This window comes from Stenotrophomonas sp. GD03654, assembly GCF_029845105.1.
In the GTDB taxonomy this organism is placed as follows: Bacteria; Pseudomonadota; Gammaproteobacteria; order Xanthomonadales; family Xanthomonadaceae; genus Stenotrophomonas; species Stenotrophomonas africana.
Genome location: NZ_JAOCLC010000047.1, coordinates 1 through 15978 on the forward strand (window position 1 = coordinate 1; position 15978 = coordinate 15978).

17 protein-coding genes are annotated in these 15978 nt (G+C 67.4%); all 17 read left to right on the plus strand.

Annotated elements, in window-relative coordinates; translation table 11 throughout:
- Positions 1 to 354 precede the first annotated feature (354 nt).
- The 17 genes from fliD to N5J73_RS16505 all read left to right on the plus strand — a co-directional run bounded on the left by fliD (position 355) and on the right by N5J73_RS16505 (position 15972).
- Entirely contained in the window at positions 355 to 1773 is a 1419-nt protein-coding gene (gene fliD / locus N5J73_RS16425) for a flagellar filament capping protein FliD (RefSeq protein ID WP_010485908.1), read from the plus strand.
- A gap of 128 nt (positions 1774 to 1901) precedes the next feature.
- Positions 1902 to 2318, plus strand: coding sequence for a flagellar export chaperone FliS (gene fliS / locus N5J73_RS16430; RefSeq protein ID WP_005409561.1), 417 nt, complete (start codon positions 1902 to 1904; stop codon positions 2316 to 2318).
- Positions 2315 to 2608 (plus strand): hypothetical protein, encoded by a 294-nt coding sequence (locus tag N5J73_RS16435; RefSeq protein WP_049449550.1) that lies wholly within the window; start codon positions 2315 to 2317, stop codon positions 2606 to 2608. Before fliS ends, N5J73_RS16435 begins: the two co-directional genes overlap by 4 nt.
- Entirely contained in the window at positions 2605 to 3183 is a 579-nt protein-coding gene (locus N5J73_RS16440; protein WP_049449549.1) for a PilZ domain-containing protein, read from the plus strand. The genes N5J73_RS16435 and N5J73_RS16440 overlap by 4 nt, the downstream gene beginning before the upstream one ends.
- A gap of 92 nt (positions 3184 to 3275) precedes the next feature.
- Complete coding sequence (locus tag N5J73_RS16445; RefSeq protein ID WP_005413261.1) at positions 3276 to 3908, plus strand: response regulator transcription factor; 633 nt, start codon at positions 3276 to 3278, stop codon at positions 3906 to 3908.
- Between the two features lie 436 nt (positions 3909 to 4344).
- On the plus strand, positions 4345 to 5754 hold the full coding sequence (gene rpoN, locus N5J73_RS16450) for an RNA polymerase factor sigma-54 (RefSeq protein WP_049449547.1): 1410 nt from the start codon (positions 4345 to 4347) through the stop codon (positions 5752 to 5754).
- Between the two features lie 14 nt (positions 5755 to 5768).
- Positions 5769 to 6146, plus strand: coding sequence for a response regulator transcription factor (locus N5J73_RS16455; protein WP_010485922.1), 378 nt, complete (start codon positions 5769 to 5771; stop codon positions 6144 to 6146).
- Entirely contained in the window at positions 6143 to 7645 is a 1503-nt protein-coding gene (locus N5J73_RS16460) for a sigma-54 dependent transcriptional regulator (protein ID WP_088479345.1), read from the plus strand. The genes N5J73_RS16455 and N5J73_RS16460 overlap by 4 nt, the downstream gene beginning before the upstream one ends.
- 140 nt (positions 7646 to 7785) lie before the next feature.
- Positions 7786 to 8130 carry a hypothetical protein gene (locus N5J73_RS16465; protein ID WP_049449543.1) on the plus strand — a complete coding sequence of 115 codons (345 nt, stop codon included), beginning with the start codon at positions 7786 to 7788 and terminating at the stop codon, positions 8128 to 8130.
- A gap of 442 nt (positions 8131 to 8572) precedes the next feature.
- Positions 8573 to 8938 carry a flagellar hook-basal body complex protein FliE gene (fliE, locus tag N5J73_RS16470; protein WP_005409552.1) on the plus strand — a complete coding sequence of 122 codons (366 nt, stop codon included), beginning with the start codon at positions 8573 to 8575 and terminating at the stop codon, positions 8936 to 8938.
- A 13-nt stretch (positions 8939 to 8951) separates the two neighbouring features.
- Positions 8952 to 10598 carry a flagellar basal-body MS-ring/collar protein FliF gene (gene fliF, locus N5J73_RS16475; RefSeq protein ID WP_049444832.1) on the plus strand — a complete coding sequence of 549 codons (1647 nt, stop codon included), beginning with the start codon at positions 8952 to 8954 and terminating at the stop codon, positions 10596 to 10598.
- A 7-nt stretch (positions 10599 to 10605) separates the two neighbouring features.
- Positions 10606 to 11592, plus strand: a complete 987-nt coding sequence (gene fliG, locus N5J73_RS16480) for a flagellar motor switch protein FliG (RefSeq protein WP_024958226.1) — start codon at positions 10606 to 10608, stop codon at positions 11590 to 11592.
- Positions 11589 to 12230 carry a FliH/SctL family protein gene (locus tag N5J73_RS16485; protein ID WP_049444834.1) on the plus strand — a complete coding sequence of 214 codons (642 nt, stop codon included), beginning with the start codon at positions 11589 to 11591 and terminating at the stop codon, positions 12228 to 12230. The genes fliG and N5J73_RS16485 overlap by 4 nt, the downstream gene beginning before the upstream one ends.
- Entirely contained in the window at positions 12227 to 13612 is a 1386-nt protein-coding gene (locus N5J73_RS16490) for a FliI/YscN family ATPase (protein WP_005413257.1), read from the plus strand. The genes N5J73_RS16485 and N5J73_RS16490 overlap by 4 nt, the downstream gene beginning before the upstream one ends.
- A 3-nt stretch (positions 13613 to 13615) precedes the next feature.
- The gene (gene fliJ / locus N5J73_RS16495; RefSeq protein WP_049434692.1) at positions 13616 to 14083 is read left to right on the plus strand and encodes a flagellar export protein FliJ; all 468 of its coding nucleotides are present in this window, start codon (positions 13616 to 13618) and stop codon (positions 14081 to 14083) included.
- Positions 14083 to 15240, plus strand: coding sequence for a flagellar hook-length control protein FliK (locus tag N5J73_RS16500; RefSeq protein ID WP_049444836.1), 1158 nt, complete (start codon positions 14083 to 14085; stop codon positions 15238 to 15240). The genes fliJ and N5J73_RS16500 overlap by 1 nt, the downstream gene beginning before the upstream one ends.
- 216 nt (positions 15241 to 15456) lie before the next feature.
- Positions 15457 to 15972 carry a flagellar basal body-associated FliL family protein gene (locus N5J73_RS16505; protein WP_005409545.1) on the plus strand — a complete coding sequence of 172 codons (516 nt, stop codon included), beginning with the start codon at positions 15457 to 15459 and terminating at the stop codon, positions 15970 to 15972.
- The last annotated feature ends 6 nt before the right edge of the window (positions 15973 to 15978 follow it).

The following is a 15978-nucleotide window of genomic DNA, read 5'->3' on the forward strand; positions in this document are numbered from 1 at the left end:
TGCCCGGCCCGGGACCACTCCCGAACCGGCTTGGCATCGCCCGCTCCTGCGGACCTCCCTTTCAGCGCTGTACCTTTGACTGTACGTACCGGGCGGCTTCGTCTCCCCCCGATTGTCAGTAGCCTGTGCCCTCCCCTGCATTGGGGGAGGGTTTTTTGCAGACTCCCGGCAGCCCGCGGTGATTCCCCCCGCACTCTGCCCCAACCCTCCTGCAACCTGCGTGCCAGAACCTGCGCCAGAGCATTGGCACGGCGCATGCATCAACGAAGTCCTCAAGACCCAGCGGCGCAGGCCGCTATTTTCGTTGACGACGGGTCAGCGCCTAGCGGCCAGGCCCGATACCAGGAGAATCACATGGCAAGCTTTGGATACGGTGGCATCGGCTCGGGCCTGAACATTTCAGACATCGTCAGCCAGCTGGTGGCGGCCGACCGCAAGCCCGCCGACAACGCGCTGAACCTGCAGCAGTCCAAGGCCAAGATGCAGCTGTCGTCAATCGGCACCGTCACCTCGGCCTTTGACAAGCTGAAGACCGCATTGACCGCACTGAAGGCCACCACAGCCTTCGACACCCGCACAGTAACCGCCACCGGCAAGGCCGGACCTAACAATGCCGACGACGTGCTGTCGGCATCGGTGGCACTGTACGACCAGGGTTTGACCAAGGCGGCAGCCGCCAACGGCACGCACCAGGTGGAGGTGAAATCCCTCGCCACAGCACACAAGCTGATTGCCAACGCCTCGGTGCCCAAGACCGACACCTTCGGCGCCGGAACCTTGACGCTGACCGTTGGTGTGGGCGACAAAGCAAAGACGATGAAGGTCGAGGTGGAGGCCGGCGACACGCTCACCACCGTGCGCAACAAGATCGACGCCGCAGGCCGCAAGGAAGGCGTGCAGGCGACCCTGATCGCTTCGGGCGACAACCAGTACCTGTCGATCGCTCAGGAGAAAACCGGCGCCGCCAATGCGATCAAACTCGAATACGGCGGCAGCGACCCGAAGTTGAGCGCACTGGTTGGCAGCCTTCAGGAGAACACCGCGGCAGCCGATGCCGAGCTGACCATTGATGGCGTCACGGTAATCAGCGACAGCAACACCGTGACCGATGCCGTACCAGGCCTGACCCTGAACCTAAAGGTCAAGGGCAAGAGCACGGTCGTGATCAGTACCGACACCACTGCAGCCACCAAGGTGATGCAGGACTTCGTCAAGGCCTACAACGATGCGATCGCCGCCATCAATACCGAGACCAAGTACGACGCCAAAACCAAGGAAGCGGCGACGCTGACGGGCGATGCGCAGATGCGCGGCGCTTCCAGTCAGCTGCGTTCGATGATGGGCGCTGTACTGAAGGACCTGTCTGCGGATGGATTGGACCCGAAGAAGCTCGGCCTGCAGACCCGTGGCTATCCCAATGCCGACGGCAGCCTGGTGCTGGACGCGACCAAGTTCGCAGCGGCGCTTGCCAGCCAGCCGGAGAAGATCCGCTCGGCGATCACCGGTGATACCGGCGGCGCCGGCAAGCTCTACACGATGGTCGACGGTTACGTCAGTACGACCACGGGCAAGGAAGGCGCCTTCGTCGCCCGCACCAAGGGCCTGAACACCACGCTGGACAACATCGACAAGCGACGCAAGGACTTGGACGTCCGCATGAAGAACGTCGAGGAACGCTACAAGAAGCAGTTCCTGGCATTGGACAGCCTGATGGGCAAACTGCAGCAGAGCAACACCGCATTGCAGCAACAGCTGGCACAGCTGAACCGTTAAAGGACTGCGTGCGACGCTCAAGTTTGACGTGTAACGCACCGATAACGGACGCAACAGCAATCATCGCCGCGCCGTCGGCAACGGTCCCCACGATCGCCCGGCGGCACCCCGCGCAAGGAGAATCACGAATGTACGGTTCCAGCCGTCAATATGCCGAGCAGTACCGCCAGGTGGGAGTGACCAGTGCGGTCGCCGATGCCGATCCGCACAAGCTGGTGGCGATGCTGCTGGCCGGCGCGCTGGAGCGCGTACGGCGCGCGCTGGCCAGCCTTGAGCGCGGCGACCAGGCCGGCAAGGGCAAGGCGATCGGCGAGGTCTGTGCAATTGTCGGCCACCTCAACGGCTCGCTGGATCATGAAGCCGGCGGCGAGATCGCCGGGAATCTGTCGGCGCTGTACGACTACGTGCTGCAGCGCCTGACCGAGGCCAACCTGCACAACGATCGTGCCGCGCTGGATGAATCGCTTCAGCTGCTGGGCGAGATCGACAGCGCCTGGAATGCGATCCCGCAGGAACAGCGCCGCCCGGCCGCGGTGGCGCCATGAGCCTGCACGAACTGCACGCCCAGCTGGACGCCTTCGAGAAGGCCTTGGGCGACGAGTCCCTCGAGCAGGCCGACAGCCTGCTCGACGGTCACGACAGCACCCTGCATGCACTGCTCAGCCAGCCGCTGACCGCCGCCGACCAGGCACCGCTGACCGCGCTGTTCGAACGCCAGCAGAATCTGCTCGGCCTGCTGCGCCAGCGCCGTGATGCAGCAGCCGCACTGATGAACGACGGCCAGCGCTCCCTTCGCGCGGCACATGCCTACCTGCAGGCAGAATCGCTGGCATGACCCAACTGCCGACCACGTCGCTGCATCATCCGGCCGAAAGCGAGCTGTTCGACGAGACGCTCAGCTGCGAGCTGGCCCTGCCGGCCGAGTTCCAGGCAGGCAGCGCGGCCGGTCGCACCAGCAGCGCCGAAGGCCTGCTGCGCAGCCTGGCGCTGGTTGAAGACAGCCGCGTTGACGAACATGACGACCGCAATGAAGCCAGCCTGCAGTTGCAGCGGCTGGAGGCCAAGCTGGATCTGGCGATGGTGCTGCTCGGCCGTCTGGTACGCCAGCAGGGCCAGGAACTGACCCTGCGCCCCGTGCGCTGGTCGCGCCGCGGCATCCGCCTGCAGCTGGGCCCACGCAGTGGTGCCAGCCCCGGCCAGGCCGGCGTGGTGCGCCTGCAGCCCAGCGATTGGCTGCCCGACCACATCGACCTGCCGGTGGAAGTGGTCGCCGAGGCGGCTGACGGCGGTGGTGGCCACTTCCTGTGGCTGCGTTTCCAGCGCCTGGGTGACGGCCTGGAGATGGCAATGGAGCGGCACTTGTTCCGCCTGCACCGCCGCCAGGTGGCCGAGGCGCGCCGCGCCCGCTGAAACCTGCCACCATCACGCTTTGCGGGCAAGCCTTGGCGCGCCCGTTCAGCTAAGTTAAGGTGGACTCCCCTACACGGATCTGTTGCGTGCCTGTGCGAGTTCTCATCGTCGACGATCACACCCTCGTCCGCGCCGGCCTGGCGCGGCTGCTGCAGGGGTTTGCCGACGTGCAGCTTGTTGCCGAGGCCAGCAACGCCGAACAGGCACTGCAGCTGGCCCTGCAGCACGCACCGGATGTGGTGCTGATGGACCTCTCGCTGCCGGGCCGCACCGGCCTGGAAGCACTCAGCGACATCCGCCTGCGCGCGCCCGGTACCCGGGTGGTGATGATGACCATGCACGACGATGCCGCTCACGTGCGCGATGCGCTGGATCGGGGCGCGGTCGGGTTCGTGGTCAAGGATGCAGCACCGCAGGAGTTGGAACTGGCGCTGCGCGCCGCGCACGCCGGCCAGGTGTTCCTGAGCCCGCAGATCTCCGCCAAGATGCTGGCACCGATGCTGGGCCGCGAGAAGCCCACCGGCATCGCCGCGCTGTCGCCGCGCCAGCGCGAGATCCTGCGCCGCATCGGCAAGGGTGAGAGCAACAAGGAAATCGCCGCCGACCTCGGCATCAGCGTCAAGACGGTGGAGACCCACCGCGCACGCATGATGGAATCGCTCGGCTGCCGCCGCGCCAACGATCTGCTGCTGCTTGCCGCGCGCCACCAGCACGAGCTGGAGTAAGCGCCAGCCTCGGCGTGACGAAGCGATGGCTGGGTAGAGTGGGCTGTTGGTAGAGTCGACTGCCAGTCGACTTGCGCGGAGCGCGGGACTTTTCCTTGGTCTGATCGGAGAGCAGTCGACTGACAGTCGACTCTACCGGTGATCGTCTCTATCGACAGCCGACGCAGCCAACCCGCACCCAGCGTCGAATTCCCGTCACCCTGACACTCCCCGACAGGAATCCGTACACGGCGCAGCCCGATCAACCCGGGCCCTGCACCGGAAATCAGCAACTTAGCAGCGATCATCGTCAACAATCCGCGTCGATGTAGGGAATACCCCTACACCCTGTCAGGACATTCACCAAGCCCCTCAGGAACCCCCTGATTCCGCCCCCGCCGGATCAAAAGCAAGATGTGTTCCACAAGGCGCCGGGGAGCGGTGCCGGGGAACCACGATGAAGGCTGCACTCTCGACCCAGCTGGGCCAACAACTTCACCTCACCCCGCAGTTGCTGCAGTCGATCCGGCTGCTGCAGCTCGATGGCCTGCACCTGGAGCAGGAAATCCAGCGCCTGCTGGACTCCAACCCGCTGCTGGAGATCGAAGAGGCCGAAGCGCCCGCCGCCGATGCCACCGAGGCCAGTGCCACCACGATGGACACCGCCGCCTTCGACGAACTGCCCGAGTCGTCGATGTGGGACGTGGCCGGCGCCAGCTGGCAGGACGGCGACGACGACCGCATGGCGCGCATCGCCGCCGGCGAATCGACCGACCCGCAGCTGCGGGTGCTGCAGCGCCTGTCGCTGGACATGGACGACCGCCAGCTGGCCGTCGCAGCATTCTGGCTCGATCACTGCGACGAGGCCGGCTACCTGCAGGCACCGCTGGACCAGCTGCAGCTGCTGGCCAGCGCCCAGTTCGATATCGCCGCCGACGGCGTCGAAGCCATCCGCCAGCAACTGCTGCACGGCGAGCCCGCCGGCATGGCCGCGCAGGACCTGCGCGAAGGCCTGCAGGCGCAGCTGCGCAGCCTCCACGGCGTAGTCCCCGCCCGCCACCTGGCCACCCGCATTCTCGATGGCGCACTCGACGCGCTGGCCGCGCATGACTACCCCGCCCTCGCCCGCCTGCACGACGCCGAGATCGACGACGTGCGCGAAGCCGTGCGCCTGATCCTCTCGCTGCAGCCGCGCCCGGGTGACAGCCTGCTGCCCGAACGCAATGCCGTGGTGGTGCCGGACGTGGTCGCCTGGCACGCCGACGACCAGTGGAAGGTCGCGCTGAACCCGGCCACCAGCCGCCGCGTCTCGATCAACAGCCAGTACGAACAGGCCCTGGCCGAGACCAGCGAGGCCGCACCGGCACTGCGCGAAATGCTGCAGGAAGCGCGCTGGTTCAGCCGCGGCCTGTCGATGCGCTACGACACCCTTCTGCGCACCGCGCGGGTGATCGTCGAGCGCCAGGCCGCGTTCCTGGTGCGAGGCGAGGAGGCCATGGCGCCGCTGACCCTGAAGGAAGTGGCCGAGGAAATCGGCATGCACGAGTCCACCGTCTCGCGCATCACCACCGGCAAGTTCCTTCAGACCCCCCGTGGCACCTTCGAGCTGAAGCACTTCTTCGCCGTTCGCCTGGAAGGTGCCAGCGTCTCCGGCCAGGCCGTGAAGGCCATGGTCCGCCGCCTGATCGACGCCGAACCGGCCGGCCGCCCGCTGGCCGACGAGGCCATCGCCGGCCTGCTGTCGCGTCAGGGGGTGAACATTGCCCGCCGAACCGTCGCAAAATACCGAGAACAACTGGACATCGCCCCGGCCCGTGAACGGCGCCGGCTTGGCGCCAGGCAACCGCAGCTGGCCCGGGTGGGCTGAAAAGGATGTTGGACATGAACAAGCTCACGGTCCTGTTGGTCGATGACCACGAGGGCTTCATCAATGCGGCGATGCGCCATTTCCGCAAGATCGACTGGCTGCAGATCGTCGGCAGCGCCGGCAACGGCCTGGAAGCGATCGAACGCTCGGAGACGCTGCGCCCGCAGGTGGTGCTGATGGACCTGGCCATGCCGGAAATGGGTGGCCTGCAGGCCACCCGCCTGATCAAGTCGCAGGACGATGCACCGTACATCGTGATCGCCAGCCACTTCGACGACGCCGAGCACCGCGAACACGCGCTGCGCGCCGGCGCCGACAATTTTGTCAGCAAGCTGTCCTACATCCAGGAAGTCATGCCGATCCTGGAAGGCCTCAGGGAGGATCGATCGTGAGCGAATCGCGCATCCTGGTGCTGGACAACGACGCCGTGCGCGCAGAGCGCACCGTTGCCCTGCTGGAGTTCATGGATTTCAACCCGCGCTGGGTTGCCGACGCGGCCGACTTCGACCTGGGCCGCCAGCGCCAGAACGACTGGATGGCCGTGATCGTCGGCAGCCTGGACGACACCGCTGCCAGCACCGCGCTGTACCACTGGCTGGGCGGCAGCAGCCTGCCGCCGCCGGTGCTGCTGGCCGATGGTGATGCTGCAGCGTTTGCCCAGCAGCACGGTCTGCACGAAGCCAACATCTGGCCGCTGGAAACGCCGCTGCGCCATGCGCAGATGGAAGCCCTGCTGCGCCGCGCCAGCCTCAAGCGCCTGGACGCCGAGCACCAGGCCGGCGCCGCGCAGGATCAAGGCCCGACCGGCAACGGCCCGGCGGTGACTGCACTGCGTACCATGATCGAGCAGGTTGCCGCATTCGATACCACCGTACTGGTGCTGGGCGAATCCGGTACCGGCAAGGAAGTCGTGTCGCGTGCGATCCATCAGCGCTCGCCGCGCCGTGATGGTCCGTTCGTGGCGATCAACTGCGGCGCCATTCCGGCCGACCTGCTGGAAAGCGAACTGTTCGGCCACGAAAAGGGCGCCTTTACTGGCGCACTGACCGCGCGCAAGGGCCGTTTCGAAATGGCCGAGGGCGGCACTCTGCTGCTCGACGAAATCGGCGACATGAGCCTGCCCATGCAGGTGAAGCTGCTGCGCGTGCTGCAGGAACGCAGCTTCGAGCGCGTCGGTGGCAACCAGACCATCCGCTGCAACGTGCGCGTCGTGGCCGCGACCCACCGCGATCTGGAAACGCGCATCGCCGAAGGCAAGTTCCGCGAGGATCTGTTCTATCGCCTCAACGTGTTCCCGATCGACGTGCCCGCCCTGCGCGAGCGTCGCGAAGACCTGCCGGCGCTGGTGGAAACCATCGCCGCACAGTTGGCGCGCACCGGCCGTGGCGAAGTGCGCTTCACCCCGGAAGCCCTGCAGGCACTGGCCGGCTACGACTGGCCGGGCAACGTGCGCGAACTGACCAACCTGGTCGAACGCCTGGCGGTGCTGCATCCGGGCGGTTCGGTGCGCGTGCAGGACCTGCCGGCCCGCTATCGCGGCGATGCCGCGCTGGCCGCCCCCGCGCCGGCACCTGAGGTTCCGGTTGCCAGCGAAGAACGCCTGGACCTGCGCAGCTTCTCGTTCCACACCCCAGGCAGCGGCAACCAGCCGGCGCTGGAACACGGTATCGCCGTCAATCGCGCAGCCGCCCCGGCGGCACTGCCCGACGACGGTCTGGACCTGCGCAACCACATGGCCAACATCGAACTGGGCCTGATCAACGAAGCACTGGAACGCACCCAGGGCGTGGTCGCCCACGCCGCCCAGCTGCTCGGCCTGCGCCGCACCACCCTGGTGGAAAAGCTGCGCAAGTACGGCATCGAGCGCGAGCAGGCCGAACTGGCCGGCTGAAGCGCGCTACCAGCATGAAGGGGGCACCAACGCCTGGGCTTGCCCGGGCGTTGGTGTTTCTGCCCCCCTTTACACGTTTTCCTAAAGACAGCGGAGCCGAACTGCGGTGGATTGGAGGGACACCCCAAGGAGCTCCCACCATGCATCGCACCACCCTGCTCGCCGCCCTGCTCTTCCCGGTCCTGGCAACTGCCGCCAACTGCTCCCTGCCGACCACTCTGGACCAACGCCAGTTCACCAACCTCAGCGACCCGTTGTACGCGCCCGACAACCCCAACGCCGGCGGTAGCTACCGCTATCAGCGCCTGGCCCCGCATATCGCGGAAATCCAGATGACCGAGGCCTACCCGGCCGGTCCCGCCCACTACACCCTGCTGCTGACCTGCCAGAGCAACCATCAGGGTCGCTTCATCTACACCCAGCACGACGGCCCCATCGCACCGCGCCAGCGCCAGAATTCCGGCCACTGGACCCTGCAGCCGTAGGCCAGAAAACCGACGCCGGTTAAATGGCGCCTCCAAGGGGGTCAGATCCCGAGCCGACCAAAGCGTGTCGACCAAGGTCGACACCCACCAAGAGCAGCGTGCCGACCAACGGTCGGCACCCACCATCAGCAGCAGATTCCAACAGATCGCGGCCAACTGTCGAAGGCGGGGTGGGTCCGGTTGCGGGGGCGTGAGCCGCATGGATGCGGCGACCGAGCTTACATGGACGTACTTGCAGCGCCCCCCGTAACCGGACCCACCCCGCCACCCACGGATAGCCTGATTTTGACGTTGATGTTGACGTGGCCTCTGCGGGTGCAGGGCGCAGCCCTGCCACCAAACACCCCCACCCTCACTTCACTGAATCGAAAACCGGTTTCGGCACGGCACTTGCACCTGCTCCAGCAGACAACCCCATCCCCTGTTTCTGGAACCGTTGCAGATGTCCCACTCCGTCACTTCGATCCTTTCGCAGATCCGCTCCTATCAGACCCAGATGGGACAGCCGGCGCTCAACCCGCTGGGCGAAACGCCGCGCAGCAACGCCCTGCCGGGCACGGTGCTGGACGCGCCGCAAGCCCAGCCGGCCAGCTTCACCGAAACCCTGCGTGGTGCGATTGCCGGCGTCAACGATGCGCAACAGAAGTCCGGCGCCCTCGCCAAAGCCTTCGAAATGGGCGACCCCAGCGCCGACCTCGCCAAGGTGATGGTCGCCTCGCAGCAGTCCCAGATCGCCTTCCGCGCCACCGTGGAAGTCCGCAACCGTCTCGTCCAGGCTTACCAGGACGTGATGAACATGCCGCTGTAAGGAATAGAGACGCATGGCACTGACGCTCTCCAAGGACAGCCTGAACGCCGAAAAGGCCGGGCAATGGTTCGACCGCCTGCAGAGTCTGCAGATCACCCGTCGGCTGGGCCTGATGGCGATGATCGCGGTGGCGGTGGCGGCAGGCCTGTCCGTGTTCTTCTGGTCGCAGAAGCCCGGCATGGTCCCGCTGTACACGGGCCTGGACCAGAAGGCGACCGCTGAAGCGACCGACCTGCTGCGCGCCGCGCAGATTCCGTTCGCGCTCGACCCGGCCACCGGCGGCATCACCGTGCCGGAAAAGAACCTGCATGATGCCCGCCTGAAGCTGGCCGGCTCCGGCTTGACCGACAGCGGCAAGCTCGGCTTCGAGCTGATGGAACGCGATCCGGGCTTCGGCGTCAGCCAGTTCGTGGAAAGCGCACGCTACCAGCATGCGCTGGAAACCGAGCTGTCGCGCACCATCAACACGCTGCGCCCGGTGCGCGATTCGCGCGTGCACCTGGCCATTCCCAAGCCCAGCGCCTTCACCCGCCAGCGTGACGTGGCCAGCGCCTCGGTCACCCTGGAACTGCGTGGCGGCCAGCAGCTGGAACGCAGCCAGGTGGATGCCATCGTGCACATGGTCGCGGCCAGCATTCCGGACCTCGCTCCGGAACGGGTGACCGTGGTCGACCAGAGCGGGCGCATGCTCAGCATCACCGACCCGAACAGCGAAGCGGCGGTCAACGCCGCCCAGTTCGAGCAGGTGCGCCGCCAGGAAACCTCGTTCAACCAGCGCATCCGCGAGCTGCTGGAGCCGATGACCGGCCCCGGCCGGGTCAACCCGGAAGTGAGCGTGGACATGGATTTCTCGGTGACCGAGGAAGCCCGTGAGCTCTACAACGGTGAACCGCAGAAGCTGCGCAGCGAGCAGATGAGCGAGAACACCACCAGCACCCCGGGCCCGCAGGGCGTGCCGGGCGCGACCAGCAACAGCCCGCCGGGCCAGCAGGCCGCCCCGGCCACTGCGCAGACGCCGACCGAAAGCAGCAAGAACGCGACCCGCAACTACGAGCTGGACCGCACCCTGCAGCACACCCGTCAGCCGGCGGGCCGCATCAAGCGCGTCTCGGTGGCGGTACTGGTGGACAACGTGCCGCGCGCAGGCGCCAACGGCAAGGTCAGCCCGCAGCCGCTGTCGGCCGCCGAACTGACCCGCGTCGAAGCACTGGTCAAGCAGGCCGTCGGCTTCAATGCCGAGCGTGGCGATACCGTGTCGGTGATGAACGCCCCCTTCGTGCGTGATACCACGCCGGTCGAAGGCCCGGCCTGGTGGGAGCTGCCGTGGGTGCACGACGCCGGCCGCATGCTGCTGGGCGCCGTGGTGGTGCTGGCATTGCTGTTCGGCGTGCTGCGCCCGGCATTGCGTGCGATCACCGGCCAGAACAAGAAGAACGACGAACAGGCACTGGAACCGCACACCGCGGACGTGCAGCTGGTCGATGACGATGGCATGCCGCTGCCGGCGCTCGGCGCCGACCGGGCCAGCCTGGGCGGGCCGGATGCACTGGCCCTGCCGGTGGATTCATATGAGGAACGACTGCGGATGGCGCGTGAAGCCGTAAAGACCGACTCCAAGCGCGTGGCCCAGGTGGTCAAGGGCTGGGTGGCCAATGACTGAGGCACAACTGACCGGCGTACAGCGCGCGGCCGTGCTGCTGCTGTCCCTGGGTGAGCTGGATGCAGCCGAAGTGCTGCGCCACATGGAACCCAAGGAAGTGCAGAAGATCGGCATCGCCATGGCCACCATGACCGACATCACCCGCGAACAGGTGGAACGGGTGATGGACCAGTTCGGCCAGGAGCTGGGCTCGAAGACCTCGCTGGGCGTGGGCTCGGACGACTACATCCGCAACATGCTGGTGCAGGCGCTGGGCAGCGAGAAGGCCGGCAACCTGATCGACCGCATCCTGCTGGGCCGCAACACCACCGGCCTGGACGCACTGAAGTGGATGGACCCGCGTGCGGTGGCCGACCTGGTGCGCAACGAGCACCCGCAGATCATCGCCATCGTGATGGCGCACCTGGAAACCGACCAGGCCGCCGACGCGCTGAAGCTGCTGCCGGACCGTACCCGCGTGGACGTGCTGCTGCGCATCGCCACCCTCGACGGCATTCCGCCGAACGCGCTCAATGAACTCAACGAGATCATGGAGCGCCAGTTCGCCGGCAACCAGAACCTGAAGTCGTCCAACATCGGTGGCGTGCAGTGCGCGGCCAACATTCTGAACTTCATGGACAGCGGCCAGGACCAGGCGATCCTCGGCGAGATCGCGCGCATCGATGCGCCGCTGAGCAACCGCATCCAGGACCTGATGTTCGTGTTCGACGACCTGGTCGACCTGGATGACCGCGAAATGCAGCTGGTGCTGCGTGAAGTGAGCGGCGAGCGCCTGGGTCTGGCCCTGCGCGGTGCCGACATCAAGGTCCGCGACAAGATCACTCGCAACATGTCGCAGCGTGCGGCCGAAATCCTGCTGGAAGACATGGAAGCCCGCGGTCCGGTGCGCCTGTCCGACGTGGAAGGTGCGCAGCGCGAGATCCTGGCCATCGTCAAGCGCATGGCCGATGAAGGCACCGTCACCATTGGTGGCAGTGCGGAGGCCATGCTGTGAGCAACGTCGTGCGCTGGCTTGCCCCGGACCTGCTGGCCCAGCCCGAACCGGCGCTGGAGCAGGAGGACGCGTTCGAACTCACCGAGCCGGACCCGGAACACGAGCCGGAGCCGCCGCTGCAGCTGCCGACCCTGGAGGAAATCCAGGCCATCCAGGACAACGCCGAGAAGGAAGGCTTCCAGCACGGCCATAGCGAAGGTTACGGCCAGGGCCAGGCGGAGGTGCGTCGCCTCGCCGCACAGATCGAAGGCATCCTCGACAACTTCAGCCGACCGCTGGTGAGGCTGGAGAACGAAGTGGTCGGCGCACTGGGCGAGCTGGCGGTACGCATCGCGGGCGCACTGGTCGGCCGCGCTTACGAGGCTGAGCCGGCGCTGCTGGCGCAGCTGGTCGGCGAGGCCATCGACGCGGTGGGTGGCAGCACCCGCGAGGTCGAAGTGCGACTGCACCCGGATGACATCGCCGCCCTCGCCCCGCTGTTGAGCCTGCCGCCACAACAGCGCCTGGTGCCAGACACCAGCCTGAGCCGCGGCGATCTTCGCGTGCACGCAGAAGCCGTGCGCATCGACGGCACCCTGAAAGCCCGCCTGCGAGGCGCGCTGGACGCGGTGATCCGCCAGACCGGAGCCAATGCATGAACCCCGATCCGCAGCCGACGCCGCCACCGGCCGACTGGGCCATGGCCCGCAACCTGCGCCTGGCCCGTCGGCTCGACGGCCTGCGCGTGGATACCGCCCATGGCCGTGGCCTGATCCGCGAAGGCGTGCTGCGCCGCGCGGTCGGACTGACCCTGGAAGCCGTCGGCTGCGAGGCGCCGCTGGGCGCCAGCTGCAAGGTGGAAGTGGTCGACGGCGGCTGGGTCGATGCCGAAGTGGTCGGCTTTGCCGGCGAGCGCACCTACCTGATGCCCAGCGCCGAACTGCACGGCCTGCTGCCCAACGCACGGGTGGTGCCGTCTGCGCGCCGTGGCGGCGTTGAAGTGGGCGAAGGGCTGCTCGGCCGCGTCATCGACAGCGATGGCGTGCCGCTGGACGGCAAGGGCCCGATCCGCGCCGAGGGCCACGTTGGCATGGCCGGCGTGTCGATCAATCCGCTGGCGCGTGAGCCGATCACCCAGCCGCTGGACGTGGGCGTGCGCGCGATCAACGCGCTGCTGCCGATCGGCCGCGGCCAGCGTGTCGGCCTGTTCGCCGGCTCCGGCGTCGGCAAGTCGACGCTGCTGGGCATGATGACCCGCTACACCGCCGCCGACGTGATCGTGGTCGGCCTGATCGGTGAACGTGGCCGCGAAGTACGCGATTTCGTCGAAACCACGCTGGGCGAAGAAGGCCTGCGCCGCGCCGTGGTGGTGGCCAGTCCCGCCGACCGGCCGCCGCTGGCGCGCCTGCACGGCGCCTACCGCGCCACCGCCATCGCCGAATGGTTCCGCGACCAGGGCCTGAACGTGCTGCTGCTGATGGACTCGCTGACCCGCTTCGCCCAGGCGCAGCGCGAGATCGGCCTGTCGGTCGGCGAACCGCCCACCACCCGCGGCTACCCGCCGTCGGTGTTCGCCAAGCTGCCGGCACTGGTCGAACGCGCCGGTAATGGCGCCAAGGGCCGCGGCTCGATCACCGCGTTCTACACGGTGCTGACCGAAGGCGATGATCCGCAGGATCCGATTGCCGATGCAGCGCGCGCGATCCTCGACGGCCACATCCTGCTCTCGCGGCGCGTGGCCGACAGCGGCCTGTACCCGGCCATCGACGTCGAATCGTCGGTCAGCCGCGTGGTCACGGAAATCGCCGACGAGCCGTGGCGCCTGCGCATCCGCAAGTTGAAGCGACTGGTCTCGGCCTATTCGGCCAACCGTGACCTGATCGCCATCGGTGCCTACCAGCGCGGCAACGACGCGGCCACCGACGAAGCTCTGGAACGCTGGCCGGAAATCATGGAGTTCCTCGGCCAGGACGTTGCCAAGGCCGCAGATCTCCCGCACAGCCAGGCGGCGCTGCAGCGTCTGGTGGAACAAGAGAGTTAAGCCATGAACCAGTCCAAGCGCATCGATCCCCTGCTCAAGCGGGCCCAGGAACACGAGGACGCGGTGGCCCGCGACCTGGCCGAACGCCAGCGCGTGCTCGATACCCATCTCTCGCGACTGGACGAACTGCGCCGCTACGCCGAGGAGTATGCGAATGCCCAGATGGCGGCGACCAGCCCGGCACAACTGCTGAACCGGCGTGCGTTTCTCGACCGCCTGGATAGTGCGGTCGAACAGCAGCAGGCCACGGTCAACGGCAACCGCGAGAAGGTGGAAGCTGAGCGCGCCCGCCTGATCCTGGCCAGCCGTGACAAGGCCGTGCTGGAGCAGCTGGCCGCCAGCTACCGCGCGCAGGAAAAGGTGGTGACCGACCGCCGCGACCAGCGCGAGATGGACGACATCGGTGCCCGCCGCGCTCGCCTGGTACAGACCGAAGACCAGGACGGCGCCGAGCAGGGAGGCCGCTCGTGATGCCCGCGCCATTGGCCGGCAGCGCCAACGCGCAGCCGCAGAATTCCGGCAGCAGCGCAACGCGCGCGCCACGCGGTGATGGAAACAAGGAGTTCAGCCAACTGCTGCAGGGTGGCTCATCGGGTGCCGATGCGCCCTCGAAACCCTCGAAAGCCTCGAACACGCCCACGCCGTCCACGCAGGGACCGGCATCCGACAACAATGGCCAGGCCGGCGCCGAGCGCAGGCCGGACAGCGCTGCCGCGCCCGAAGAGACCGCAGCCACGGTGCCCACAGCGCAAGCCAAGCCCGCTGCCGAAAAGGACGCCCAGGCTGCGGCCGAGGAGGCGCCCTGGCCGCCGCTCGGCCTGGCAGGACTGGTGCTGGCGGTACCGGCACCTGCCGACCCTGCCGCCGCTCTGCCGGCGGTGACAGCGACAGCCACCGACGCAGACGGCAACGCACTCCCCGCCCCCGCCGCACTACCGGTCGCAGCAGCCCTGCCGTCCACAGCAGCTGCGACCACATCGTCCACCGCCGAGGGTAATGCCCCCAGCGGCGCCGACCAGGTGACCACACTGCCGTTGCCTGAGCTGGTGCTGCCCGGCAAGCGCAGCGAGCGCGGTGAAGGCAGCGACGCACCCCTCATCGGCGACCGCACCGCGGCGCCGCTGCTGCATGCACCGGGCAACGCGGCTGTGCAGGATCTGAAGACCGCGTTGGCCACGGGCAATGCGATCTTCAATGGTGAACCGACACCGAAGCCGGTGCTCGGTGACGACGGTTTCGACCAGGCCATTGGCGCGCGCCTGGGCTGGCTGGCCGACCAGAAGATCGGCCATGCCCACATCCGGCTGAGTCCGGATGACATGGGCCCGGTCGACGTGCGCCTCCAGTTGAACGGCGACAAGGTGCATGCCAGCTTCAGCAGCCCGCACGTGGATGTGCGCCAGGCGCTGGAAAGCAGCCTGCCGCGCCTGCGCGAACTTCTCGGCGAGCAGGGCTTCCAGCTGGCTCATGCCGATGTCGGCCACCAGGCGCCCGGTGGTGACGGCAATGCGTCGGGCCAGGCCGGTGGCGGCGGCATGGCAAGTGACGGAGAACCGTCGCCGGCCGAGGGCGGTGTGTCGTCCGCACAGTTGATCCGCCAGCGCGGGTTGCTGGACGCATACGCCTGACAGGCGTGCCAACCAAGGTTGGCACCCACCAGAGCGATGCGGTCGGCACCCTCCAGAGCAGTGCGGTTGGCACCTGCCAGTATCGCGTTGGTGGGTGCGGAGCTTGCTCCGCACGGCCCCACAGGCCCCCCGACGGAATTCCGTCGCACCCCTCTGCCCCGGCTCCGGCACACCCCTTGCATATCCCGGTGAAGCAACCCTCAGGAGCTTCACCCCGTGGCCGCAGCCGCTGACAAAACCAAGAAGACCGCCGAGAAGGACAAGGCCGCCAAGCCGCGTAGTCCGATCCTGATCACCGCACTGGTGGCCGTACTGGCCGCCGCTGCCGCCGGTGGCGGCGTCTGGTTCTTCACCCAGTCCAAGCACGAAGAGAAGACCGCGCAGGCGCCGAAGAAGGCCAGCACTCCGGCACCGGCACAGTACTTCGCGCTGGACCCGGCGTTCGTGGTCAACCTCAATGGCCCGGTCGACGGCCCGCGCTACCTGCAGCTGGAAGTGCAGCTGATGACCCGCGACCCGGCCGCGCTGGAAGCGATCAAGACCCATGCCCCCGCCATCCGCGCACGCCTGCTGATGCTGTTCTCGCAGGTCAGCCCGGACCAGATCGCCGACGTCGCCGGCAAGCAGAAGCTGCAGGCCGCTTCGCTGGCCGAAGTGCAGAAAGTGCTCAAGGCCGAGACCGGCAGCAACGGCGCCGACGATCTGCTGTTCACCAGCTTCGTGACCCAGTAAGGGCCC